The 24,463-nt window shown below is 62.0% G+C and carries 16 protein-coding genes; 6 read left to right on the plus strand and 10 right to left on the minus strand.

Annotation, left to right across the window (positions count from 1 at the left end; translation table 11 throughout):
• Nucleotides 1-10: 10 nt before the first annotated feature.
• The 8 genes from glgB to ACFPWW_RS05520 all read right to left on the minus strand — a co-directional run bounded on the left by glgB (nucleotide 11) and on the right by ACFPWW_RS05520 (nucleotide 15,103).
• Nucleotides 11-2,218, minus strand: a complete 2,208-nt coding sequence (glgB, locus tag ACFPWW_RS05485) for a 1,4-alpha-glucan branching protein GlgB (protein WP_377310874.1) — start codon at nucleotides 2,216-2,218, stop codon at nucleotides 11-13.
• Nucleotides 2,218-4,677, minus strand: a complete 2,460-nt coding sequence (locus tag ACFPWW_RS05490; protein WP_112703736.1) for a glycogen/starch/alpha-glucan phosphorylase — start codon at nucleotides 4,675-4,677, stop codon at nucleotides 2,218-2,220. The genes glgB and ACFPWW_RS05490 overlap by 1 nt, the downstream gene beginning before the upstream one ends.
• A gap of 276 nt (nucleotides 4,678-4,953) precedes the next feature.
• Nucleotides 4,954-6,183 carry a TadE/TadG family type IV pilus assembly protein gene (locus ACFPWW_RS05495; RefSeq protein ID WP_377310876.1) on the minus strand — a complete coding sequence of 410 codons (1,230 nt, stop codon included), beginning with the start codon at nucleotides 6,181-6,183 and terminating at the stop codon, nucleotides 4,954-4,956.
• A gap of 118 nt (nucleotides 6,184-6,301) precedes the next feature.
• The gene (locus tag ACFPWW_RS05500; RefSeq protein WP_377310878.1) at nucleotides 6,302-7,189 is read right to left on the minus strand and encodes a transglutaminase family protein; all 888 of its coding nucleotides are present in this window, start codon (nucleotides 7,187-7,189) and stop codon (nucleotides 6,302-6,304) included.
• Nucleotides 7,186-9,603: a circularly permuted type 2 ATP-grasp protein gene (locus tag ACFPWW_RS05505; protein WP_377310880.1), complete on the minus strand. Its 2,418-nt coding sequence runs from the start codon at nucleotides 9,601-9,603 to the stop codon at nucleotides 7,186-7,188. The genes ACFPWW_RS05500 and ACFPWW_RS05505 overlap by 4 nt, the downstream gene beginning before the upstream one ends.
• Nucleotides 9,604-9,617: 14 nt before the next feature.
• Nucleotides 9,618-12,938 (minus strand): DUF2126 domain-containing protein, encoded by a 3,321-nt coding sequence (locus ACFPWW_RS05510; RefSeq protein ID WP_377310882.1) that lies wholly within the window; start codon nucleotides 12,936-12,938, stop codon nucleotides 9,618-9,620.
• Nucleotides 12,939-13,046: 108 nt separating this feature from the next.
• Complete coding sequence (locus ACFPWW_RS05515) at nucleotides 13,047-14,429, minus strand: sensor histidine kinase (protein WP_377310884.1); 1,383 nt, start codon at nucleotides 14,427-14,429, stop codon at nucleotides 13,047-13,049.
• Nucleotides 14,426-15,103: a response regulator gene (locus ACFPWW_RS05520; RefSeq protein WP_377310885.1), complete on the minus strand. Its 678-nt coding sequence runs from the start codon at nucleotides 15,101-15,103 to the stop codon at nucleotides 14,426-14,428. The genes ACFPWW_RS05515 and ACFPWW_RS05520 overlap by 4 nt, the downstream gene beginning before the upstream one ends.
• 194 nt (nucleotides 15,104-15,297) lie before the next feature.
• Here ACFPWW_RS05520 and ACFPWW_RS05525 point away from each other — a divergent pair, with 194 nt between their 5' ends.
• The 3 genes from ACFPWW_RS05525 to ACFPWW_RS05535 all read left to right on the plus strand — a co-directional run bounded on the left by ACFPWW_RS05525 (nucleotide 15,298) and on the right by ACFPWW_RS05535 (nucleotide 19,291).
• Entirely contained in the window at nucleotides 15,298-15,810 is a 513-nt protein-coding gene (locus ACFPWW_RS05525) for a GNAT family N-acetyltransferase (RefSeq protein WP_112563729.1), read from the plus strand.
• 43 nt (nucleotides 15,811-15,853) lie between these two features.
• On the plus strand, nucleotides 15,854-16,918 hold the full coding sequence (locus ACFPWW_RS05530) for an ABC transporter substrate-binding protein (protein WP_113412903.1): 1,065 nt from the start codon (nucleotides 15,854-15,856) through the stop codon (nucleotides 16,916-16,918).
• A gap of 450 nt (nucleotides 16,919-17,368) precedes the next feature.
• Nucleotides 17,369-19,291 carry a methyl-accepting chemotaxis protein gene (locus tag ACFPWW_RS05535; protein WP_377310887.1) on the plus strand — a complete coding sequence of 641 codons (1,923 nt, stop codon included), beginning with the start codon at nucleotides 17,369-17,371 and terminating at the stop codon, nucleotides 19,289-19,291.
• Nucleotides 19,292-19,365: 74 nt separating this feature from the next.
• On the opposite strand, the gene ACFPWW_RS05540 is transcribed toward ACFPWW_RS05535, so the two are convergent.
• Both ACFPWW_RS05540 and ACFPWW_RS05545 read right to left on the minus strand, forming a co-directional pair.
• The gene (locus tag ACFPWW_RS05540; protein WP_112754714.1) at nucleotides 19,366-20,199 is read right to left on the minus strand and encodes a class I SAM-dependent methyltransferase; all 834 of its coding nucleotides are present in this window, start codon (nucleotides 20,197-20,199) and stop codon (nucleotides 19,366-19,368) included.
• Nucleotides 20,200-20,394: 195 nt separating this feature from the next.
• Nucleotides 20,395-21,108 carry a winged helix-turn-helix transcriptional regulator gene (locus tag ACFPWW_RS05545; protein ID WP_377310889.1) on the minus strand — a complete coding sequence of 238 codons (714 nt, stop codon included), beginning with the start codon at nucleotides 21,106-21,108 and terminating at the stop codon, nucleotides 20,395-20,397.
• A 292-nt stretch (nucleotides 21,109-21,400) separates the two neighbouring features.
• Between ACFPWW_RS05545 and ACFPWW_RS05550 the strand changes: the two genes are divergently transcribed.
• The 3 genes from ACFPWW_RS05550 to ACFPWW_RS05560 all read left to right on the plus strand — a co-directional run bounded on the left by ACFPWW_RS05550 (nucleotide 21,401) and on the right by ACFPWW_RS05560 (nucleotide 24,444).
• Nucleotides 21,401-22,345, plus strand: a complete 945-nt coding sequence (locus ACFPWW_RS05550) for a Bug family tripartite tricarboxylate transporter substrate binding protein (RefSeq protein ID WP_112563739.1) — start codon at nucleotides 21,401-21,403, stop codon at nucleotides 22,343-22,345.
• Entirely contained in the window at nucleotides 22,342-22,833 is a 492-nt protein-coding gene (locus tag ACFPWW_RS05555) for a tripartite tricarboxylate transporter TctB family protein (protein ID WP_377310891.1), read from the plus strand. The genes ACFPWW_RS05550 and ACFPWW_RS05555 overlap by 4 nt, the downstream gene beginning before the upstream one ends.
• A gap of 93 nt (nucleotides 22,834-22,926) precedes the next feature.
• Nucleotides 22,927-24,444, plus strand: a complete 1,518-nt coding sequence (locus ACFPWW_RS05560; protein WP_112563743.1) for a tripartite tricarboxylate transporter permease — start codon at nucleotides 22,927-22,929, stop codon at nucleotides 24,442-24,444.
• Nucleotides 24,445-24,463: the final 19 nt, after the last annotated feature.

A 24,463-nucleotide genomic window follows, 5' to 3' on the forward strand; every position in this document is an offset into this window, starting at 1 on the left:
CCACCAGTCACTAATTCTCGGGTTCAAGCATGATTGTCGCCAGCGGCGGCAGGGTTATCGAGCAGCTTATCTCGCCGCCGGCATCGACGGCCTGCACGCGCCCGCCATTGCCTTTGCCGCTGCCGCCATAGATGTCGGCATCCGTATTGAGGATTTCCCGCCAGCGTCCCGCCGAAGGCAGCCGGATCGAATAGTTTTCGCGGTAGACCGGCGTAAAGTTGCTGATGACGACGACCGGTTTCTGGCCGGGGGTCTTGCGCAGCCAGGCGAAGACCGAGTTCTCGTAATCGTCGGCGATCAGCCATTCGAAGCCGTCGCCTTCGCAGTCGCGGGCATGGAGTGCGGCCTTGCTGCGGTAGGTGAAGTTGAGGTCGCGCACGAGGCGGCGCATGCCCTCGTGCATGCGATATTGCAGCAGGTTCCAGTCGAGCGATTTGCTTTCGCTCCATTCCGCCCATTGGGCAAATTCCTGCCCCATGAAGAGCAGTTTCTTGCCCGGATACCCCCACATGAAGGCGTAATAGGCGCGCAGATTGGCGAATTTCTGCCAGTCGTCGCCGGGCATCTTGGCGATCAGCGAGCCCTTGCCGTGCACCACTTCGTCGTGGGACAGCGGCAGGACGAAATTCTCCGAATAGGCATAGAGCAGACCGAAGGTCAGTTCGTTGTGGTGATGCTTGCGGTGGACCGGATCGCGGCTCATGTAGCTCAGCGTGTCATGCATGAAGCCCATGTTCCACTTGAAGCCGAAGCCGAGGCCGCCTTCGTGAACCGGCTGCGAAACCTTCGGCCAGGAGGTCGATTCCTCGGCGATGGTCATGACGCCGGGATGTTCGCCGTAGATGCGGGTATTGAGGTTCTGCAGGAAGCGCACGGCTTCGAGATTTTCGTTGCCGCCGTATTCGTTCGGGATCCATTCGCCGTGTTTGCGCGAATAGTCGAGATAAAGCATCGAAGCGACCGCATCGACGCGCAGCCCATCGAGATGGAATTTCTCGGCCCAGTAGAGCGCGTTGTTAACGAGGTAGGAGACGACCTCGGTACGGCCGAAATTGTAGATCGCCGTGTTCCAGTCTGGGTGGAAACCCTTTCGCGGGTCTTCGTGCTCGTAAAGCGCGGTGCCGTCGAACCAGCCGAGGCCGTGCTCGTCGGTCGGGAAATGTGCCGGCACCCAGTCGAGAATGACGCCGATGCCGACCTTGTGGCAGCCGTTGACGAAACGGGCAAAACCTTCCGGCTCGCCGAAGCGCGCTGTCGGAGCGTAAAGGCCTGTCGTCTGATAGCCCCAGGAGGGATCGTAGGGGTGTTCGGTGATCGGCAGAAATTCGATATGGGTGAAACCCATGTCCACGCAATAGGGGATGAGACGCGAGGCAAGCTCGTCCCAGGAGAGCATGGAACCGTCCTGGCGGCGCTGCCAGGAGCCGGCATGAACTTCGTAAATGCTGATCGGCTGGCGGCGCTTGTCCGTTTCGCGCCAGTGCTTCAGATGCTGCTCGTCCTGCCATTCCTGCGAAAGTTCGGCGGCGGTGACGGAGGCGGTTTTCGGGCGAAGTTCGCTGCGGCGGGCAAAGGGGTCCGCTTTCAATGGCAGAAGCACACCGTCATGGCCGCGGATCTCGAATTTGTAGGGAACGCCGAGCGGCACGTCAGGCGCGAAGATTTCCCATATGCCGCTGTCGGAGCGGAAGCGCATGACATGGCGGCGTCCATCCCAATTGTTGAAATCGCCGACGACGGAGACGCGCTGCGCGTTCGGCGCCCAGACGGCAAAGTGGATGCCGGTTGTCCCTTCATGTTTGATGCGATGGGCGCCCATCTTGTCGAAAAGCCGCAGATGCGACCCCTGGCGGGCGTAATAATCGTCCATCGGGCCGAGCACCGGGCCGAAACTGTAGGCGTCGGTTACTGCCCATTCGGCATCGGCGCGCCGGGCGCGATAGCGCACCGGCTGCAGTTTGGTGATGGAAAGCTGGCCGCCGAAAATACCGTCGGGATGAATCTGCTGGAGATCGCCGATCAGCGTTCCGTCCAGCGTCATTGCCGTGACGGCTTCCGCGCCCGGAAGGAAGCATCTGGTGATGAAAACCCCGCCGGCCTGGTGAACGCCCAGGACGGCAAAGGGATTGGCATGCGAGCCATTGAGGATTGCCGCGATCTCGTCTGCCGAAATTTCCCAGGGAAGTTTCACTTCAGGGGCGGCTTTCGGCGGCTTCATCAAGCTCTCCAGATCTCGTCGGCATATTGCCGGATCGTGCGGTCGGAAGAGAACCAGCCCATCCGTGCTGTATTGTTGATCGTCTTTTCGTACCAGGAGGACTGGTTGGCCCAGATCTGGTCCACCTCGCGCTGGGCGGCAGCGTAGGCATCGAAATCGCCGGCAACCATGAACCAGTCATGCGAGTAGATGCCGTCGATGAGGCCGGTATAGCGGTTGCGATCGTCGGGAGAGAAGACGCCCGAGCTGATGGCGGAAAGCGCCTGCGACAACTCGCGCGAACCTTCGATGATGGCGCGCGGATTGTGGCCCTCGCTGCGGATCTTGGCGACCTCATCGGCCTGCAGGCCAAAGATGACGATGTTATCTTCGCCGACATTGTCGCGCATTTCGACATTGGCGCCGTCGAGCGTGCCGATCGTCAGCGCGCCGTTGAGGCCGAATTTCATATTGCCGGTTCCCGACGCTTCCATGCCGGCCGTCGAGATCTGCTCGGAAAGGTCGGCGGCCGGAACCATGACTTCTGCGAGCGAGACATTGTAGTTCGGCACGAAGACGACCTTCAGCAGGCCACGCACCGAAGGGTCGTTGTTGATGGTGCGGGCGACATCGTTGATCAGCTTGATGATGAGCTTGGCGTTGTAATAGCTCGGCGCCGCCTTGCCGGCGAAGAGCTTTACGCGCGGCACCCAATCCAGTTCGGGATGCGAGCGGATCTGATCGTAAAGCGCCACGGCCTCGACGATGTTGAGGAGCTGGCGCTTGTATTCGTGGATGCGTTTGATCTGAATGTCGAACATCGCCGACGGATCGAGCTTCACGCCCATGCGGCTGGCGACCAGATTGGAAAGCGCCACTTTGTTGGCACGCTTCACGGCGGCGAATTTCTGCTGGAAGCTCGGGTCGGTCGCAAACTTGTCGAGCGCGCGCAGCTTCTCGGCGTCATCGAGGAATTCGTCGCCGATCGCTTCACGCACCAGACCGGTGAGGCCGGGGTTGCACTGCTGCAGCCAGCGGCGCGGCGTGATGCCGTTGGTCTTGTTGTTGATGCGATCGGGGTAGAGCTTGTGCAGGTCGGCGAAGACCGTGACCTTCATCAGGTCGGTGTGCAGGGCCGAGACGCCGTTGATCGAATGCGAGCCGACGAAAGCGAGGTTGCCCATGCGCACGCGGCGGTCGCCGTTTTCATCGATCAGCGAGATCGAGCGGATTTCTGTGTCGGAGAAGTTGCGGGTCTTGCGCGCCTCGATCAGGATTTTGGCGTTGATCGCATAGATGATCTGCATATGGCGCGGCAGCAGGCGCTCGAACAGCGGAACCGGCCAGCTTTCCAGCGCTTCGGGCAGAAGCGTGTGGTTGGTGTAGGAGAAGGTGCGGCGGGTGATATCCCATGCCGTATCGAAATCCAGGCCATGCACGTCGCAGAGCAGGCGGGTCAGTTCGGCGACGGAAACGGCCGGGTGGGTGTCGTTGAGCTGGATCGCCACCTTGTCCGGCAGCGAGGTAAAGTCGTCATACTGCTGAAGGTGACGGCGCAGGATGTCCTGCAGCGAAGCGGAGGAGAAGAAATATTCCTGGCGCAGGCGCAGTTCCTGGCCGGCAGGTGTCGCGTCCGCCGGGTAGAGGACGCGGGTCAGGCTTTCGGCCTTGTTGCTCTCGCGCAGGGCGCCGATGTGGTCGCCGGCGTTGAAGGCATCGAGCAGGATCGGGTCGATCGGCTGCGCCGACCAGAGGCGGAGCGTATTGACGCGCTTGCCGCGCCAGCCGACGACAGGCGTGTCGAAGGCGGCGGCGATGACGCGCTCGGCCGGCTTCCAGACGTAGCGCGGCTGTTCCTCATGGCTGTTGATGACCTCGATCGAGCCGCCGAAGCCGATTTCATAGGCGCTTTCTCGGCGTTCGAATTCCCAGGGATTGCCGTGCGCAAGCCAGTTTTCCGGCAGTTCGACCTGCCAGCCGTCGGCCATCTGCTGACGGAAGAGGCCGTGAACGTAGCGGATGCCGTAGCCATAGGCGGGCACGTCGACGGTCGCCATCGATTCCATGAAACAGGCGGCAAGACGGCCGAGGCCACCGTTGCCGAGCGCGGCATCGGGCTCCAGGCCGGCAATGACGTTGATATCGACGCCGAGCGAAGCCAGCGCATCGCGAACCTCTTCCATCAGGTTAAGGTTGGAGACGGCATCGCGCATCAGGCGGCCAATCAGGAATTCTAGAGACATATAATAGACGCGCTTGGCGCCGGTCTCGTAAACCTTGCGGGTGGATTCCATCCACTTGTCGATGATGCGGTCACGCACCACGAGGATGGTTGCCGTCAGCCAGTCATGCGGCTTGGCGACCTTGGCATCCTTGCCGATACGGTAGGTCAGGCGCTCGATGATTTCCTCAGCGAGGATTTCTGGTCGGGAACTGCGCGGAGCTGGTGAGGGGATGATCGGCTTCGAAACAGTATTCATGGTCAGGTCTCGCCAATTTTGATTTGGTTACAGTATCTTACGCCTGATTCAATCGATTTGTCGCTTACGCCGACAGGGCAGTTTATGCACCGTTATCACGCACTTGCAACAAGGGAATTGGGCAAACGAAAAATTTGCGGAACCTTCATATTCGACCGGCCCAAGGGACTTGATTTCAATCGCTTTTCCCGATCTGATGGGCCGAATAGGGTTTAAACGAAAGCCGCCCCGGTTTGTTCCGGAGCGGCTTTTTGGCGGGATGAGGGATCTCGGTTTTTAGTTCGTCAGGCGCGTCAGCTGGGCGGAGGTCTTCGCTCCAATCGCCTTGAACGCCGCGAGCAGGTCTTCCATTTTTTCCGCCTTGAAATAATGGGCGTCATCAGAGGCGCAATAATGCAGCAGTGCCTGTCCGCCCGCAGGCGCCATGAAGGCGATGGTGTAGATCTCGATACCCTTGGATTTGGCGTTGTCGCATGTCGTTTTGGTCGAGGTGTCGTAAGAGCGACCGCCCCACTTGTCGTCGTTGTTATCACCATCCGTCATAAAGACGATGTATTTCTTGGGTGTCTGCCCGGTCTTCTGTTGGTGAAGAGCATCCTCGGCGTCGTTCCCGGCAGCGTTCTTGGCGGTCAGGGAGGTGTAGGCCGTATTCATCGCGCCGCTCGAATTCGTGCCGCCGCCGGACTGAAGCGCGTTGACATAACCGCTGACAGCGGCGGTTCCCCAGGCGAGCCGGCTCGCTGCGTATTCGACCAGATCATAGGAGACAGCACCGGTTCGCGCGTATTCCGCATTGGGATCGGCGCTGTTGAGCTCGCCGAAGAGGTTGCCGGCGGCGATCTTGAGAGCCTCTATCTTCGTGTAATAGCGCGTGCGAGTGCCGGTGCAGGTGTCGTAAACCCACTGGTTCCTTCTGTTGTAATGACCGTTGCAGTCATAGGTGTATGTTTCTGTCGGATTATCGACATTGACGGTCGCGGTAGGCTCTCCCATCGATCCCGATTTATCGAGCGCAAGAAACATGGAGATGGAGCCCTGGGTCTGCGAATGGCCGCTGACCGTTGTGCCCGACGTCGAAAGATGCTGCGTCGTGAAGCCGACCGCTCGCATGAGCGGATTGACCGCGAGATCGTAGCTCGGTGAAACCGTTACCTTGTAGGACGTCGCCTTACCTGATGTCGTTGCCTGGATATCGACGTCCGTAGCGTCCTTGATATCCACACCGCTCTGCAGGTAGTTCGCCATTTGTCCGGCGACGAAATTCTGCGCGAAGGCCTCGGCCTCCGAGGTCTGGATGGTGCCATTCGCCAGCGCGGTCGCGGTCGCAAGTGCGGCTGAGTCGGCTGCCTCCTGCAATTGCTGCTTTGAGAGCAGCATGTCGCTGACCTGGACTGCCAAGCCCGCAGCGCCGATAAGCACGGGCAGCAGAATGGCCGTCATGATACCGAAATTGCCGCTGCGGTCGCGCCGCAGCCGATCAAAATGCGAATACAGGGTGTTCATCATGCCCACCGATCCAAAAGGAGCCCTAACTAGGCGCCATTCATGGATCGGATGACTTTAATGGCCGTTAAAGCCAGCCCCTAAAATTGTAAGCAAATGGCTGTTTTTTCCTATTTCGGGATTATTTCAGCGGGATGACGTCCACCGCCTGCACGGAGCGCTGGCTGCCATAGCTCTTGAGCACACCGATGACGGGAGCGACGTCGGAATAGTCACGGCCATAGGCCACGACGATATGGTCGGTTCCGGCAGGGATGTTGTTGGTCGGATCGAGCTCGATCCAGCCGGCGGTCTCGCCGCACCAGACGCGCACCCAGGCATGCATGGCGTCGGCTCCCTCCAGCCGCTCCTTGCCGGGCGGCGGGATGGTGCGCAGGAAGCCGGAGACGTAACCAGCGGGAATGCCGAGGCTGCGGAGCGCCAGGATCATGATATGGGTGAAATCCTGGCAGACGCCGCGCTTCAGCCTGAAGGATTCCACCGGCGTCGTGTCGACGGTCGTCGCTTCCGGATCGTAGGTAAAATCTCTGTTGATGCGGGCACAAAGCGCATAGGCGATCTGCATGACCGTCAGCGAGGGCTGGAGACTGGTCTTTGCATATTCGCTGATCGCCTTGGTTTCCGTCAGGCGCGGACTGTCGCCCAGGAAATGGTGCGGCGATTGCGGATCGAGCGACCAGATTCCGGCGATTTCCTCCGGCAGGTCGGCCAGGAGCGGCGAGAAATCCGCCGATATGACCTGGCTTTCGACCTGCACGCGGGCCTGCATGCGGATATCGAGGGTTTCATGCGGCGAGCGCAACAGAAAGGAGGTCGCCGGATGGTCGAAGAAATCGATGAAGTGCGACTGTTCGTCCGGTTGCGGCGAAATGCTGATCGAACCTGCGATCAGGCGCTGGCGGTTCGCCAGCGACAGCGGCATGAGGCGCATGATGTGGCGCGCGCCGGACGCGGGCGTATCGTAGGCATAGCCCATATGCAAAGTGAGATCGTAGAGCACCGCCGTCATCCGAGGTAGGTCTGCGCCAGGAGATCGGACAGGTGTTCCAGTTCGCGCTCCAGCCGGTGATAGACATCGCCGTTCATCGCTTCTGGCGTCATGACGGCGAGACCGGAATGCAGGCGCATCGCCTCGCGGTAGAAGGGCGACATCTGGCCGTTGATGAGGGCGTTGGGGAGCTGTTCGACCTCGCGGTGGATCTCGTTCATCTGGAAGAGGATCGAACGCGGGTTGAGCGGATCGAGCGCCAGCAGATCGGTCACGGTCAGCCGTGCCGTGTTCACATTGTAGCGACGGCGGTGGGTCATGACGCTGTCGCCGATTTCGAGCAGCATGTCGAGCGCGCCGTCAGGTGCTTCCGGGCCGGACATGTGGCCGAGCAGCCGGGTCATATGCAGGCCGCGTTCGATATAGCGGCCGAGCGAGAGAAAGCGCCAGCCGGTGAAGCGATACATGTTTTCATGCACGAGACCGGCAAAACCTGCGAGCTTGCGCAGCAGGATGGTCATCGCGTGGCTGGCGTCGTCGCCGGCGGTGACGGTGGAATGGAAGCGACGGGCGGTCTTGGCAAGATCGTTCAGCGCCAGCCATCCGTCGGGCGAGAAACGGTCGCGGATGTTGCTCGCCGAATAGACGGCGCTGTCGATATTGCGCAGCAGCGATTCCGGGACAGGCTCGGCCGTGTCGATATCGACGGCGGCGAGATATTGGGTGACGTCGGCGAGAAGCGGCTGGCTGGGGTCGGCGGCTTCTGCATAACGGGCATGCCAGGCACGCAGGATGCGCAGCGCCCCTTCGGCGCGTTCGATATAGCGGCCCAGCCAGAAGAGATTGTCGGCCGCGCGGCTCGGCAGGCTGCCCGGCATGTTACGGGTGAAGCTGCCTTCGGCGGGCAGGAGCGTGTGGCGCTCGACCGGCTTGTCGCTGACGATCCAGACATCGGCTGCCGCGCCGCCGGACTGCATGGCGATAGCGGCGACGTCGTCCCCCGAGCCGATGCGGGCAAAGCCGCCCGGCATGATCTGCCAGCCGTTGGCCGTTCGGGCGGCGAAGACGCGCAACGACATCGGCCGCGGTGTCAGCTTGCCGTTGACCCAGGCAGGCGTGGTTGAGAGAGTGACGACTTCCTGACCGACGAGCTTTGCGCCGTCGCTCGCAAGCCAGTCCGCAATCGAGTTTTTCGCGGTGGCGCGCAACGACGAGCCGAGGACGGATTCACCGTTGTCGTCGAAGAAAGGGGCACGGGAATAGGCCGGGCCGATCACCATCTTCTCGATATTGGCCGCGACATGGTCACGCTCGTCCTTCTGGCCGCACCACCACGTGGCAATGGATGGCAGGTGCAGATCTTCGCCCAAAAGCTTGCGACAGACGGCGGGCATGAAGGCAAGCAGGGCGCGCGTTTCCAGAACGCCGGTGCCGAGCGCGTTGACGATGGTGACGGTTTCGGCGCGGAGCGACTCGACAAGGCCCGGCGTGCCGATATGCGAGTTCTGGTTCAGTTCCAGCGGATCGGCATAGGCGGAATCAAGACGCCGCCAGAGCACGCCGATCGGCTTCAGGCCGGCGACGGTACGCACCATGACGCGGCCGTTGACGACTGTCAGGTCCTCGCCTTCCAGCAGCATGAAGCCGAGGTAGCGGGCAATGTAAGCGTGCTCGAAATAGGTCTCGTTCGCCGGTCCGGGGGTCAGGACCGCAATGCGGTCGTCACCGGAATGTTTCATCGTCTGCAGCGCATCGCGGAAGGCGCCGAAGAAGGAGGCGAGGCGGTGAACCGGCGTTTCGGCATAGATATCGGAAAAGGCGCGGGTCGTCGCCACGCGGTTTTCCAGCGCAAAGCCCGCGCCGGAGGGAGCCTGCGTGCGGTCGGCCAGCACCCACCAGTTGCCGTCGGGGCCGCGGCCGATCTCGAAGGCGCAGAAATGCAGGTAGTGCCCGGTTGCCGGTTTGACGCCAACCAGCGGCCGCTGAAATTCCGGATTGGCGGCGATGAGGGCAGGCGGAACGATGCCCTCCTCGACGAGCTTGTTGTCGCCGTAGATGTCGGCGACCATCGCTTCGAGGAGATTGGCGCGCTGCACCAGGCCTGCCGAAAGGGCCTGCCATTCGCGCTCGTCGATCAGTACCGGAATGTGGGAGAGCGGCCAGGCGCGCTCGCCGCTGCCCTTGGCCCCGTAGGCCCGGTAAAAGACGCCTGCGTCGCGCAGGTAGCGATCGGCGCGGGCGAAACGCTCGGCCAGATCCTTTTCCGGCATGGCGTTCAGATGGGCGAGGAAACGCTGCCAGACCGGGCGGACGGCGCCGTTATTGTCCACCATCTCGTCGGCGATGCCGGGCAAGGGGGCGTAGTCGAAGATCGCATCCGCCCCGGCGCGTTCTTCGATCTCGTCCCTCAGTTCCAGTGCAGGCTTCTTGCCCATAAGTCCCAGTTTCTTCAAATACCAACGGGTCGCCTCAGATCCAGCGTGAGCGGAAATTCAGGCGAAACCGTTTCGGCGCGCGGAATATAACCGCCCGCCGTATGTCCCCACGGCTCGAAGCGGGCGAGGCGGCGCGCTTGCGCCTCGTTGCCGTTGACCGGGAAGGTGTCATAGTTCCGGCCGCCCGGATGGGCAACGTGATAGATGCAGCCGCCGATCGAACGTTTCGACCATGTATCATAAATGTCAAAAGTCAAAGGCGTATTCACCGGCAAAACGGGATGTAATCCGGAAGCCGGCTGCCAGGCCTTGAAACGCACGCCGGCGACCGAGACGCCTGACGTTCCCGTCGGCGTTAGCGGCACGATCCTGCCGTTGCAGGTGACGGTGTAGCGCGACGCGTTGCCGGTTTCGAGACGCACCTGGAGGCGCTCGACGGACGAATCGACATAACGCACCGTGCCGCCGATCGCGCCCTGTTCACCCATGACATGCCAGGGTTCCAGCGCCTGGCGCAGCTCCAGTTTCGAGCCTTCGTATTCGACCTCGCCGCAGAAGGGAAAGCGGAATTCGAGCTGCGCCTTGAACCATTCGGGGCTGAGGTCGAAGCCGTTTTCCCGGAGGTCTGCCAGCACATCGAGGAAATCCTGCCAGACGTAGTGCGGCAGCATGAAACGGTCATGCAGTGCGGTGCCCCAGCGCACGAATTTGCCGTCTGCCGGATTCGCCCAGAAACGGGCGATCAGTGCCCGCACCAGCAATTGCTGGGCAAGCGACATGCGGGCATTCGGCGGCATTTCGAAACCGCGGAATTCGATGAGACCGAGACGGCCCGTCGGGCCATCGGGCGAGAAGAGCTTGTCGATGCAGATCTCGGCGCGATGGGTGTTGCCGGTTACGTCGATCAAGAGGTTGCGGAACAGGCGATCGACCAGCCAGGGCAGGGGCTGCAGGCCGCGGCCGGGGGCCGGAATCTGCGCCAGCGCGATTTCCAGCTCGTAGAGACTGTCGTGCCGGGCCTCGTCGATGCGCGGCGCCTGGCTGGTCGGGCCGATGAAAAGACCCGAGAAGAGGTAGGAGAGCGAGGGGTGGCGCTGCCAGTGCAGCACCAGGCTTTTCAGCAGGTCCGGACGGCGCAGGAACGGGCTGTTGTTCGGATTGCTGCCGCCGACGACGACGTGGTTGCCGCCGCCGGTGCCGGTGTGGCGGCCGTCGATCATGAACTTGTCGGCGCCGAGGCGGCTTTCGCGCGCTTCCTCGTAAATGGCGGTGGTGATGTCGACGGTGTCCTTCCATGTGGAAGAAGGATGGATGTTGACCTCGATGACGCCGGGATCGGGCGCCACGCGGATGACGTTGATGCGCTCGTCCTGCGGCGGCGCATATCCTTCGATATGGACGGCGAAACCGAGAGCGGCGGCTGCGCGCTCGGTCGAGGCAATGAGGTCGAGATAATCCTCCAGCGTTTCGGTCGGTGGCATGAAGACGCAGAGCCGGCCGTCACGCGGCTCGACGGAAATTGCGGTGCGCACGTGGCCGCCGATCTCGCTGACCGACTGCGGCACGGTCGGCTGCTGGCCGGTGAAGGGCTGGAAATGCGCAGCCTGCAGCGCCCGCCCGCTGTCCTGGCCGAAATCCGGCAGTTCGGGCCGCTGCACGAAGGGATCGAGCGGGTTGATATAGGGATATTGCGAGGGCGGGATATAGGCCAGCGAATTGAGCGGCAGGCGATAGCCCACCGGGCTGTCGCCGGGTACGAGGAAGATGCGGCCGCGCCGCGTCGACCATTTCTCGCTCGTCCAGGTGCGGCCGCTGGCACGCGCATTCCAGGCCTGGACGGGCAGCACATAGCCGGTCGGACGCGTCAAGCCGCGGTCGAAGACACGGGCGATGCGCGTGCGCTCCTCCGGATCCTTCAGCCTGGAATTCGACGGATCGACGTTTTCCGGAAGGCCTGCTTCCTTGACCAGCCATTCGGCCGGATCTTCGAAGGCGGGGGCGACATAATCGGGCGAAATATCCAGCTCTTCGGCAATCGCCGTCAGCAGACGGCCGGCATCGTCCTCCGTGACCTGGTAGTTGCGGCCCTCGACAGCGACGAGAGCGTCGTTCGACCAGATCGGCAAGCCGTCCTTGCGCCAATAGAGAGAGAAGGTCCAGCGCGGCAGGCTTTCGCCGGGATACCATTTGCCCTGGCCGTAGTGCAGGAATCCGTCCGGCGCAAAACGGGCGCGCAGTCGCCGGATCAGCGCATCGGCCTTCTCGCGTTTCGTCGGGCCGACGGCCTCGGTGTTCCATTCGGCGGATTCGAAATCGTCGATGGAGACGAAGGTCGGCTCGCCGCCCATGGTCAGGCGCACATCTTCGGCCTCAAGGATGCGGTCGACCTTCTCGCCGAGTTCGTTGAGTTCGTCCCAGGCGTCGTCGGAAAATGGCTTGGTGATGCGGGGGTGTTCGGCAACACGGGCAACCTTCATGTCGAAGGCGAATTTGGTCTCGGCTTCGCCGTAATAGCCCCCCGATATCGGCGCGGCATTGCGAAAATGCGGTGTGGCGGCAAGCGGGATATGGCTTTCGCCGGTCAGGAGGCCGGAAGTCGGATCAAGGCCGATCCAGCCGGCGCCGGGAAGATAGACTTCGGCCCAGGCATGGAGATCGGTGAAATCATACTCGGTGCCGGAGGGGCCATCGAGCGCCTTGAGGTCGGGGGTCAGCTGGATCAGATAGCCGGAGACGAAGCGGGCGGCGAGGCCGAGATGGCGCAGGATCTGCACCAATAGCCAGCTTGTATCGCGGCAGGAGCCTTTGGCGCTTTCCAGCGTCTCTTCGGGTGTCTGCACGCCGGCCTCCATACGGATGACATAGCCGATCTGCTGCTGCAGGCGCATGTTGAGGCCGACGATCATATCGACCGTCTTCTGCTTTGACCGATCGAGCGTTTCGAGGAAGGCCTTCAGGCGCGGGCCGGGCTCTTCCGGCGTCATGTAGATCGACAGGTCTTCGCGGATCGTCTCGGGATAGTCGAAGGGCCACATCGTCGCTTCCTCTTCGACGAAGAAGTCGAAGGGATTGTAGACGGTCATGTCGGCGACGAGATCGACCTCGATCTTGAACTCGCTCACCGGGTCGGGGAAGACGAAGCGGGCGAGATAGTTGCCGTACGGGTCCTGCTGCAGGTTCACGAAATGGTTCGACGGCGTGACCTTCAGCGAATGGCTCAAGACCCGCGTCTTCGAATGCGAGGCCGGTTTCAGGCGGATGATCTGTGGGCCGAGGCGGACCGGTTTGTCATATTGATAATGGGTCAGGTGGTAGATGCTGGCTTTGATCGACATATTGCTCTTTTTGTCCGCGTGCCGTTGATCGGCTTAGCTGTTCCCGAAGCCAGTGTGTGCAATGCAGCGAAAGAATGCAAGGCGGAAAGGTTAACGCCGCGGCGGCTTTCAGGCGGCGCGGTTGAAGGTCACGGAAGCCTTGAGGCCTCTGCCGCCGCGGGCGGGAATGAGGGCGAGCCGCGCGTTGAAAAGATTGGCGATTTCCTCGACGATGGGAAGGCCAAGGCCGGCGCCGGGGGCGCCGGAGTCATTGCCGCGGGAGAAACGTTTTCTGACCGCTTCGAGCTTTTCGGGGGGGATGCCCGGCCCATTGTCCTCGACCTCCAGCCGCACCGTTTCGGCGTCTTCGACAATACGCACGGTCACTTCCGCGCCCTTGCCGGCATAGGCGATGGCGTTGCCGGCAAGATTGCGCAGCATTTCGCCGATCAGCAGCGGCTCGGCGCGGATCATGGCGGGTCCCTCACCTTCGAAGCCGAGATCGATGCCAGCCTCGGCGGCGCGAGGGATCTGCTCGCCGGTGATCTCCTGGGCGATGGCGGAAAGGTCGATGGCCTCGGCCGTCAGCGCCTCCTTGGCGGTTGCGGCATCGATCTTTGCCATCAGCAAAAGCTGGGCAAGGATGCGCTCGGCATGGGCAACCGCCTGATCGCCCTTGAGGGCGGCGTGCTGCGCTTCGTCCAGGGAGCCCGCGCGAGAGGAGAGGGCAAGCTGGGTGCGGATGATGGCGAGCGGCGTGCGCAGCTGATGGCTGGCATTGCCGGTGAAATTGCGCAGCGCGTCGAGGGCCGATTGCAGGCGCACCATGAAGGAATTGACGGTATCGACGAGCGGCTGCACCTCGCTCGGCACCGATTGCTCGATCGGGTGCAGGTCGTCGGGGCTGCGCTCGCCGATGGCGTCGCCAAGCTTGTAGAGCGGCCGCAGCGCCACGGTAACGGAAATCCAGACGATGACGGCGGCCCCGGCAATCATGACGGCAAGGCGAAGCGCGGAGCGGACCAGGATCGCCTGGGCAAGCTGGCGGCGGGCGATGGTCGTTTCGGCGACGGTGACGACGAAAGGCACGGAGCGGATGCCGGTGGAGGCGGAGCGTCCCAGGGTCGCGACCCGGATCGGCTCGCCACGGAAGATATCGTCGGCGAAGGAGGCGGTATCGCCCTGGGTTTCCTTCAATACCGGAAGCGCCTGATAGCCGGTGATGAATGTGCCGGGCGGGCCGTCTACACGGTAGAAGACGCGGTCCTGCGCTGCCGAGGTCAGCATTTCCAGCGCGACGTAGGGAATGTCCACCTCGAGCGTGCCGTCTTCGGCAACGACAACACGCTCGGCGATTGCCAGAGCGGAGCCGGCCAGCACGCGGTCGGACACGATATTCGAAGTCTGCACGGCTTCGCGCCAGGTATCGGCCAGCGCCAGCGTGCCGATGACGGCGGTCGAGACCAGCAACCAGAAAAGCAGTCGGCGCCGGAGCGAGTAGGCGGCCGTCATGAGGCCTCGGGCAATTTGTCGAGATAATAGCCGATACCGCGGGCGGTCCTGACCGTCAGGCCGTGCGGCGAAAGCCTCTTTCGCAGGCGGCTGACATATTGCTCGATGGCATTGGCCGAAATGTCGTCGTCGAAAGCAGTCAGCGACTGCATGATCGCCTCCTTGGCGACGACCTTGCCGGCACGCATGAAGAGGATTTCCAGCAGGCCAAGCTCGCGGGCGGGAATATCGAGCGGCGTGGCGCCGGCCGAGAAGGCGCGGGAATTGAGGTCGAGCGAGATCGCTCCGAAACTGACGGTCGAGGAATGCAGCCCGGCCTGACGGCGAAGAAGCACGCGCACGCGCGCTTCGAATTCGGCAATGTCGAAAGGTTTGATGAGATAGTCGTCGGCGCCGAGATCCAGCCCCTTTACGCGTTCTTCCGGCGAACCCCGCGCCGTCAGGATGAGTACCGCAGCCCGGCTGCCGCGGGAGCGCATGGCGCGCAGCACATCGAGCCCGTCCATTTCCGGAAGGTTCAGATCGAGGATGACGAGATCGAAATTTTCCGCTGCGATGACGGCATTGGCCGAAGCCCCGTCATGGACGACATCCACAGCATGGCCCGTGCCGCGCAAGATCGCCGACAGGCCGTCGGCCAAGGCGACATTGTCTTCGGTAAGCAGGATGCGCAACGGATGTTTCCCCGAGTTTTTCGGAGAGTTTATCAGGGATGGCGGCCCGATGTCACAGCGATTCTGGGAATTGGGTGAACGGGAAAGTAGGCAATTCGTCAAAAGCTCGTTTTGCTTCTTCCGGGTTACAGCGCCGACCATATGGCTGAGCCGATGCCGCCGTGGTAGGATTTACGAGGGTTGGAGGCTGCAAGATGGGTGAACTGTCGGTCGCGCTTGCGGAAAGCCCTGAAGATATCGATGCCGTGCGGCATCTCAGCCGTGCCTTCAGGCAATGGCTTTACGACAATTATCCGGCCGAGCGGGCGCAGGTGGAACTCTACTATAATCCCGAAAAGTTCGAGGCCTTGCTTGCCGAACTGCCCCGCATCCATGCAAGGCCGCAAGGCGCGATGTTTCTGGCGCGTCTCGACGGCGAGACGATAGGCTGCGTGATGCAGCACGAGATTGCTCCCGGCGTCTCGGAGATGAAGCGCCTTTTCGTTTCCGAGCGGGCGCGCGGAAGCGGCGCGGCACGCGCGCTCTGCGAGGCTTCGCTGGCTCGGGCAAAGGAGGACGGCTACCGACTGATGCGGCTCGACACCGGCTTTCGGCAGGTCGCGGCGCAGAAGCTCTACCGCCGCTTGGGTTTTCGCGAGCGTGGTGCCTATTACAGCGTTCCTGACGATCTCAAGCCGATTTTGGTCTTCTTCGAGCGCGAACTCTGAAGCTCCGCTTGTTTCACGCTTTTTGCTCGGGCATTCTCCGGACATGAGAAGCCTTTTCTTTCTGTTCCTGTGCCTGGCACCCGGCCTTGCGGCCGCCGACCAGGTCTTTTATCCGGCGAAGTCCGGCAACGCGGCTGCGCCGGTGCTGACGGTCTATTCCTCGCTCGACGAGCCGCTGGCGCAGCCGATGATCCGCGGCTTTCAGGACGCCAATCCGGATGTGGCGGTCGAATATGAGGACATGCTGACGGGGGACATTTACGACAGGATCGTCCGCGAGACGGATGCCGGTCAAAAGACGGCGGACTTTGCCTTCTCCTCGGCGATGGACCTGCAGGTGAAGCTTTCGAATGACGGTTATGCGCAGGTCAGCAACCTGCCGATGAGCGCCCAGTGGCCGAAATGGGCGAACTGGCGCAACACCGCCTATGCGCTGACCTTCGAACCGGCGGTCTTCGTCTATCACAAGCCGAGCTTTGCCCATGAAACGGTGCCGAGTTCGCGGGCGGAATTCGTCGATTACCTGAAACGCAAAGGCAACGAGGTCTACGGACGGATCGGCACCTACGACATAGAGCGTTCCGGCGTGGGCTTCCTGTTCATGGCGCGCGATCAGGAACAGTTCGGCGATATCTGGTCGGTGATCGGCGCCATGGGAGCGGCGGGCGTAAAACTCTATTCGACCAGCTCGGCGATCCTCGAGCGCGTGGCCGATGGCCGGTTCGTGCTCGGTTACAATATACTCGGATCCTATGCTGCCGACTGGGCCTCGAGCCATCCCGACGTGGGCATTGTTCTGCCGAAGGATTACACGGTCGTGATGTCGCGCATCGGCCTCGTGCCGCAGGCGGCGGCCGAGCCGGAACTGGGGCGCCGCTACCTTGCCTTCTTCATGTCGAAGGAAGGCCAGACCATCATGGCGCGCGAGCTGCAGATCCCGGCCGTCAGCCCGGAAGTGGCAGGCGAGAATACCGCCAATACGTTGCAGGAACTGCTCGGCGCACAGTTGCGCCCGGTGCCGGTCAGCCCGGGTCTGATGGTCTATCTCGACCAGGTGAAACGCGCGCGCCTGATTGCGCATTGGAACGAGGTGTTGCGGACGCAATGAAGGACTGGTTTGCCCAATGGAAAACATGCGGGCTGACCAAAATAAATCTTATGATCTCAATGACTAAGCTGTTTCGATGAGGGCGTGCGCCTGTCTTTCCGTCCAGAAAAATCGTCGCAGGGCAAAATATTTTTTCGACGTTGCAATGTCCCATAATGGACGCCTTCATTGGGATTTTACACCAATAAGTAATACTTATCACCGAATTTCCATATATTTTTGTCCTGTTTATATGACTGAATTTGCAACCTTTGATTTTTTATTGCCGATTCCTAGCGCGGCCATTTAGCGAAAATTAGCAGAATCCAGTGGTTATTTCTGGCGATGAAATCATCGCGGCAGGCTCATTTCCGGGCTGCCGCGCACACGGCATGATGTCGCTAACAATCTTTTCCGGGCCGGGGCGGATGCATCTCGATGCATCTCTCCACATCTAGAGGTTTTATTTTCATGACGCGTCCAAATGTGAAGACGTCGATGATCGGCATATTTTCACTGATTGCCGTTCTGTTCGCACTGTCCGCTTATATTTCCATTCGTGGCCTGAACACTTTCAACGAGAATGCCAACCATTTCGCGACGAGCTTCCTGCCGGGCGTTTCCAAGGCGATGGATATCCAGATCGCGCGTTATTCCCTGCGCGGTTCCTATGGCGATTACGTGATGGGCCGGGCCGAGAACGGTCAGGACAGTTACGAGAAAAAGATCAAGTCGAAGCAGGGGGACCTGCTCAAGGCCGTGGCTGACTACAAGGAGCAGGTCGATACCGATGCCGAGCGTGAGGCATTTGCCAAGATCGACGATGCGGCTTCGAAATATGCCGCGGCCGGCGACCAGCTGATTTCGCTCGTCAAGGCGGGCGACAAGGAAAAGGCGCTCAAGGTCTTCCAGGAAGACATCGGTCCGATCGCCGACGACCTTGCAGCAAGCGTCGACAAGGTTGTGAAGTTCAACAAGTCGGCGGCTGCCGACGCAGCCGAAGAGAACACGGCCGAGTTCAACCAGACGCTGACACTGCTCTCCGTCATCCTTGGTGTCAGCGCGTTGCTGGTCTGCGGCGCAGCCTATTTCGGCATTGCCGGCATTGCCAATGCGATCAGCCGCATCACCGGCTCCATGCGTGCGCTGGCAGGTGGAGACACGCAGGTCAAGGTTGCCGATATGGAGCGCAGCGACGAGATCGGCGAAATGGCCAAAGCCGTCGAAGTCTTCCGTCAGGCCGCCATCGAGAACACGAACCTGCAGGCTGAGGCCGAAAGGAACCGTATGCAGGCGGAAGCCGACCGCGCGCGGCTGACGCGCGAAGCCGAAGCTGCTGCCCAGGCACGCCTCAATGAGGCGACCGCGGGTCTTGCCTCCGGCCTCAAGCGCCTTGCGGGCGGCGACCTGGGCTTCCAGCTGACCGAGGCCTTCGCGCCTGATTTCGAACCGCTCCGTCACGACCTGAATGGCGCTGTCATGCAGCTCGCGGACACGATGAAGTCCATCGCGTCTTCCGCCGGTGCGATCGACAGCGGCACGCGCGAAATCGGCAGCGGTGCGGATGACCTTTCCCGCCGCACCGAGCAGCAGGCAGCCTCGCTCGAAGAGACGGCTGCGGCTCTCGACGAGATCACGGTCAACGTCTCGAATTCGTCGAAGCGCGCTGACGAGGCCCGCCAGGTTGCGATCCAGGCAAACGAAAGCGCCACACGCTCCGGCATGGTCGTCGCCAACGCCATAGACGCGATGCAGAGGATCGAACAGTCGTCGAACCAGATTTCCAACATTATCGGCGTCATCGACGAGATCGCTTTCCAGACCAACCTTTTGGCGCTCAACGCCGGCGTCGAGGCCGCGCGCGCCGGTGAAGCCGGCAAGGGCTTTGCGGTCGTCGCGCAGGAAGTGCGTGAACTTGCCCAGCGCTCCGCGGCAGCTGCCAAGGAGATCAAGGATCTGATCCGCAATTCGTCGGTCGAAGTGCAGGGTGGCGTTCAGCTCGTTCGCGAGACCGGCGATGCGCTGAAGACCATCGAAAACCTGATCGTATCGATCAATCAGCACATGGATGCGATCGCAACTTCGTCCAGAGAACAGTCGACCGGTCTCAGCGAGGTCAACAGCGCCGTCAACCAGATGGACCAGGTGACACAGCAGAACGCCGCGATGGTCGAAGAAACGAATGCCGCGAGCGCGACGCTGGCCGCCGAAGCCGAACGCCTTCGCGACCTTATCGCCAACTTCAAGCTGGCCGGCGATGCCAACCAGGCCTCCGCGGATGCGGCCGCACTTCGCCGCACCGCCTCGGCCATGGCGCGGCCCAGCCAGAAGCAGGCACCAGCCTATCGCAGCAACGGCAACGCCGCTGTCGCGCAGGAATGGTCTGAGTTCTAAGCCGAAACATGAAGGGCGAGGTTCGCCGCCGGCGCGCCTCGCCCTTTTGCATGTGTGCAAGCACGGCTGTCGCGTCAGCCCTTGCGGATCACCACTTCCAGATATTCGGCCGGCACGACCATGGTGCCGTCCTTGGCTCGGTTGAAGCGACCGATCAGCGCCAGAAAATCCTCCTCAAGTGCGGCCTTGCCCGGTTGCGGCAGAGCTTCGAAGGCCTTGTGGACAGGGCCATACCAGGTGCGGAACACTTCCAGCCAATGGGCAGGCGAGCGGTAGCGGAAATTATACATAAGCGACGTCGCTTCGATGCTGGCGCGACCGCCGAACATCTCCTCCAGTCTCGCCTTCGTGCCCCAGAGCGCCGGCGATCTGACGCCCGGCATGGGCGGAATATGCTTGCCTATCGTCTTGAATACCTGCCCGATGAAGCTTTCCGGCGTCCAGTTGGCCATACCGATACGTCCGCCGGAGCGGCAGACGCGCAGCATCTCCTCTGCCGCCTTGTCCTGATCCGGCGTGAACATGACGCCGAAGGTGGAGACCACGACATCGAAGCTTGAGTCCTTGAACGGCAAGGCCTCGGCATCGGCCTGCCGGAAATCCACCGCCAGCCCGTTTGCCATCGCCCGTTCGCGGCCGCGCTCCAGAAGCTCCGGCACGTAGTCGGTCGAGGTCACTTCGGCCCAGCGCCGCGCAGCGGCAAGCGTGGCATTGCCGTTGCCGGCGGCGATATCGAGAACCTTTTCGCCAGACCGCAGGTCCAGGGCTTCGCAAAGGCTCTCGCCGACGATCTGCAGCCGGGCGCCGATGACGGAATAGTCACCCGATGCCCAGGCGACCTGCTGGCGCGATTTCAGCGCCGCGAGATCAGGTGCGGGTTGTGTCACGGCATTCGCTGTGGTTTGCATGGCATGTCTCCTCTCATATCGGCAGGCAAAGGTCAGAGCCGCGGTTGCCCGCCGGTTTTCTACGGATATCCAGATCTATGCGCAGCGTTCGACCCGCCCTCAGGGTGCCCCAGGTCCGCTTGCAGGAGGATCGTGCCTCGGCGTGCGACCGGAGCCTAGTGTAGAAAATGGACCGCTACCGGTACAGAAAACGGATCAGGCGGCGTAGGAGCTGCGCACCATCCAGTTTCCAATGCTTGCGGCGAGCGACATGTCGCCAATGAAGGAGATGCGCTCCCTGGCGATCTCGGTATCGAGGCTGGAATGGCCCATCCAGGCCGACGTCATGGCCTTCAAATCGGCGGTGACAAAAAGATCGACATCGTAACCGGGATCGGTGAGGCAGAGATCAACCGGCGTGCCTGCCCGTGCCACCAGCCAGTAGTGCCGTTCGTCACGCGGCAGTTCGGGATAGGTGAACTGGATCACGCTGCGCTTGCGCAAGGGCAGGGTGGCGGTATTGACCTTGCGGCGCATGTTCCACATCAGCACGCGGGCATCGAGCTTTTCGAGGGTCACGTTGGCATCGATATTGCGGTGCGCCCAGGCGCCGAGCGCATGCACGATCGGTTCCAGCTCGTTGGCGATCTCGGTCGTCCGGTAGACAATCTCGCCGGTCGTGCGGTTTTCCGAGCGAGTGACAAGTCCGTTTGCCTCCATCTCGCGCAGCCGCTTGGCCATGAGGGTCGGCGACATGCCCGGCACGCCGCGCCTGATTTCGTTGAAGCGGGTGGAGCCGGACCACATTTCGCACAGCAATAGCAGGGTCCATCGCGGCTCGAGAAGCTCGCACGCCTTGGAAACCGGACAAAACTGGTTGTAGCCGCCATTTGCCATCGGATCGCCCTCCGCGCCGGGAGTATCCGCCAAGTTGCAGAAAGCGTCCAGTACAGACAATGTATTAGCCCTGCCGCCTTACGGGCGGGCTGGGAAATTGCGGCAAAAAAGTGTCCTTTCGCACTGGATATCCGGCTGATGTCAGCTAAATGACAGCTTCATATGATGGCTTGGGCTACTTCATCTCCGTGGAGGCGGAGATTTGAAGAATTTCCGGGAGGACTCCGCTCGCTATCAGGACAATTGCGTCCACCGATCGGTGATCTCTCCTCATTTTCAAAAATAGCACTAGCGGTTCGCTCAGCCGCAGCACGGAGGACACATCGTGAAGCATACTTTCATCGCAACTCTTTTGGCAGCGGCTATCGCGCTGCCGGCCTACGCGGCCGATTACACCATCATCGCTCCGGCCGCGCCCGGCGGCGGCTGGGACCAGACGGCCCGCTCGCTGCAGACGGTGCTGCAGCAGGAGGGCATCTCCAAGAGCGTTCAGGTTCAAAACGTTCCGGGTGCCGGCGGTTCCATCGGTCTCGCCCAGTTCAGCAGCCAGAGCGCCGGTAATCCGAACGCGCTCATCGTCGGCGGTTACGTCATGGTCGGTGCGCTTCTGACCAACAAGTCGGCCGTCACGCTGAAGGATGTCACCCCGATTGCCCGTCTGACCGGCGAATACGAAGCAATCGTCGTTCCGGCCGCGTCCGACATCAAGACGCTTGCCGATCTCGTCGCCAAGCTGAAGGCCGATCCCGGCGCCGTATCCTGGGGTGGCGGTTCTGCCGGCGGCACCGACCATATCGCCGTCGGCCTGATCGCCAAGGCTTCCGGCGTCGATCCGACGAAGATCAACTACGTTGCCTTCTCGGGCGGCGGCGAAGCGCTCGCCGCCATTCTCGGCGGCCAGGTCACGGCCGGCATTTCGAGCTACAGCGAGTTCGAATCGCAGGTCAAGGCCGGTACGCTGCGCCTGCTCGGCGTTTCCAGCGATGCTCGCATTCCCGGCGTCGATGCGCCGACCTTCAAGGAAGCCGGTACCGACGTCTCCATCCAGAACTGGCGCATGGTCGCTGCCGCTCCCGGCCTGACCGACGAGGAGGTCGCCTCGATCGCTGCGGACTTCGACAAGCTGCACAAGTCCGCCGCATGGCAGGAAACCCTCAAGACCAAGGGCTGGGCCGACACCTATCTCGCAGGCGACGAGTTCAAGGCGCAGCTCGAAAAGGATGTCTCGGCCACCGAGGGTATCCTCAAAGAGATCGGTCTCGTTCAATGAGTGAAGCCGATCACGCATCGGCAACGAAGCGCCGCCCCGATTGGGCGGCGCTGATCATTGCCGTTTTCCTCATCGCCGTGGCCGGCCTTGTGTTCTGGGATGCCACGCATCTGAAGATGATCGCGCAATATGACCGCATCGGCCCGTCCACGGTGCCGAAAGTCATCGCCCTCGGCCTCTTCTGTCTTGGTATCTGGACGGTATTCGAAAGCTGGCGCGGCGAGTTTCCGGAACGCGAGCACCAGGAAGTGGCGCCCGTCATCTGGATCGTCGCGGGCCTTGCCGGGCAGATGCTGCTCTTGCGCAGCGCCGGATTCTCGATTGCGACCGGTGTGCTTTTTGCGCTGACCGCCCGCGGTTTCGGCAAGCGCCAGATCTGGTTCTCGCTGCCGCTCGGCATCGTGCTGAGCTTCATCGTCTGGGCGATCTTCTCGCAGCTCCTGCAGCTCTCGCTGCCGGCCGGCCCGCTCGAACATCTGTTCTTCTGACAGCGCTCGCCTCGCGCCGGGCGCTCTCGGTTCTTTTGCTTTTTGCGCGGATGGTCCTGTGCCCCCTCAGGAACCGCCGCTTGGGACAAAACCATGAGCACATTCGAATTCCTCTGGCAGGGCATTCTGGTTGCTGCGCAGCCGATCAACCTGCTCTACGCCCTCATCGGCGTCACTCTGGGCACCGCCGTCGGCGTGCTGCCGGGCATCGGCCCGGCATTGACCGTGGCGCTGCTTCTGCCCGCCACCTACAAGCTCGATCCGGGCGGCTCGCTGATCATGTTTGCCGGCATCTATTACGGCGGCATGTATGGCGGCTCGACCACGTCGATCCTCTTGAACACGCCGGGTGAAAGCTCCTCGATCGTCACGGCGCTCGAAGGCAACAAGATGGCGCGGGCCGGACGCGGCGGACCGGCGCTCGCAACGGCCGCCATCGGCTCGTTCGTTGCCGGCCTCATTGCCACGCTCGGCCTTGCTTTCGTTGCGCCCTACATCGTCAAGCTGGCGCTGATCTTCGGTCCGCGCGAATATTTCGCGCTGATGGTGCTGGCCTTCGTCACCGTCTCCTCGGCCTTCGGGGATTCGGCCCTGCGTGGCCTCACCTCGCTTTTCATCGGCTTCGCCCTCGCCATGGTCGGCATCGACCAGCAGACGGGGCAGGCGCGCCTCTCCTTCGGCATTCCGGATCTGCTCGACGGTATCGAGGTGACGACGCTTGCCGTTGCGATGTTCGCCATCGGCGAGACGCTCTACATCGCCGCCCAGGGCAACCGCGGCGAGGACAAGGTGGAAGCGGTGCGTGGTTCGCTGTGGATGAATGCGCAGGACTGGGCACGTTCGTGGAAGCCGTGGCTGCGCGGCACGATCATCGGTTTCCCGATCGGCGCCATGCCGGCCGGCGGCGCCGAAATCGGCACCTTCCTTTCCTACGCCACGGAAAAGCGGCTGTCGAAGAACCCCGAGGAATTCGGTCAAGGTGCGATCGAAGGTGTTGCCGGTCCCGAGGCCGCCAATAATGCCTCGGCCGCCGGCACGCTGGTGCCGCTGCTGACGCTCGGCCTGCCGACCTCGGCAACAGCGGCAATCATGCTTGCCGGCTTCCAGCAATATGGCCTGCAGCCCGGGCCGCTGCTTTTTGCGACTAATCCGCAGCTCGTCTGGGGTCTCATCGCCAGCCTGCTCATCGCCAATGCGATGCTGCTGGTGCTGAACCTGCCCATGATCGGCCTCTGGGTTCGCCTGCTGACGGTTCCAAAGCCGTGGCTCTATGCCGGCATCCTGCTGTTTGCCACGCTCGGCACGATCGGCGCCAATCCCTCGGTCTTCGAGCTCGGCATGCTGCTCGCCTTCGGCCTGCTCGGTTATGTCATGCGGATTTTCGGCTATCCGATCGCCCCGGCCGTCGTCGGGCTGATCCTGGGGCCGCTGGCGGAGCAGCAGCTTCGCCGGGCGCTGTCGATCAGCCAGGGTGACGTGACCACGCTCGTCATGTCGCCGATTGCCTGCGGCCTGCTGATCGTCGCGGCTGCGGCCTTCCTCATTCCGCTGATCCTGAGATTGCGTGGCCGCGGCCAGGTTCTCTCCCAGCTCGCGGCAAACGAAGACTAAAACAAAAAGACGACCCTGA

The sequence above is a fragment of the Rhizobium sp. GCM10022189 genome (assembly GCF_042656325.1).
GTDB lineage: Bacteria > Pseudomonadota > Alphaproteobacteria > Rhizobiales > Rhizobiaceae > Rhizobium.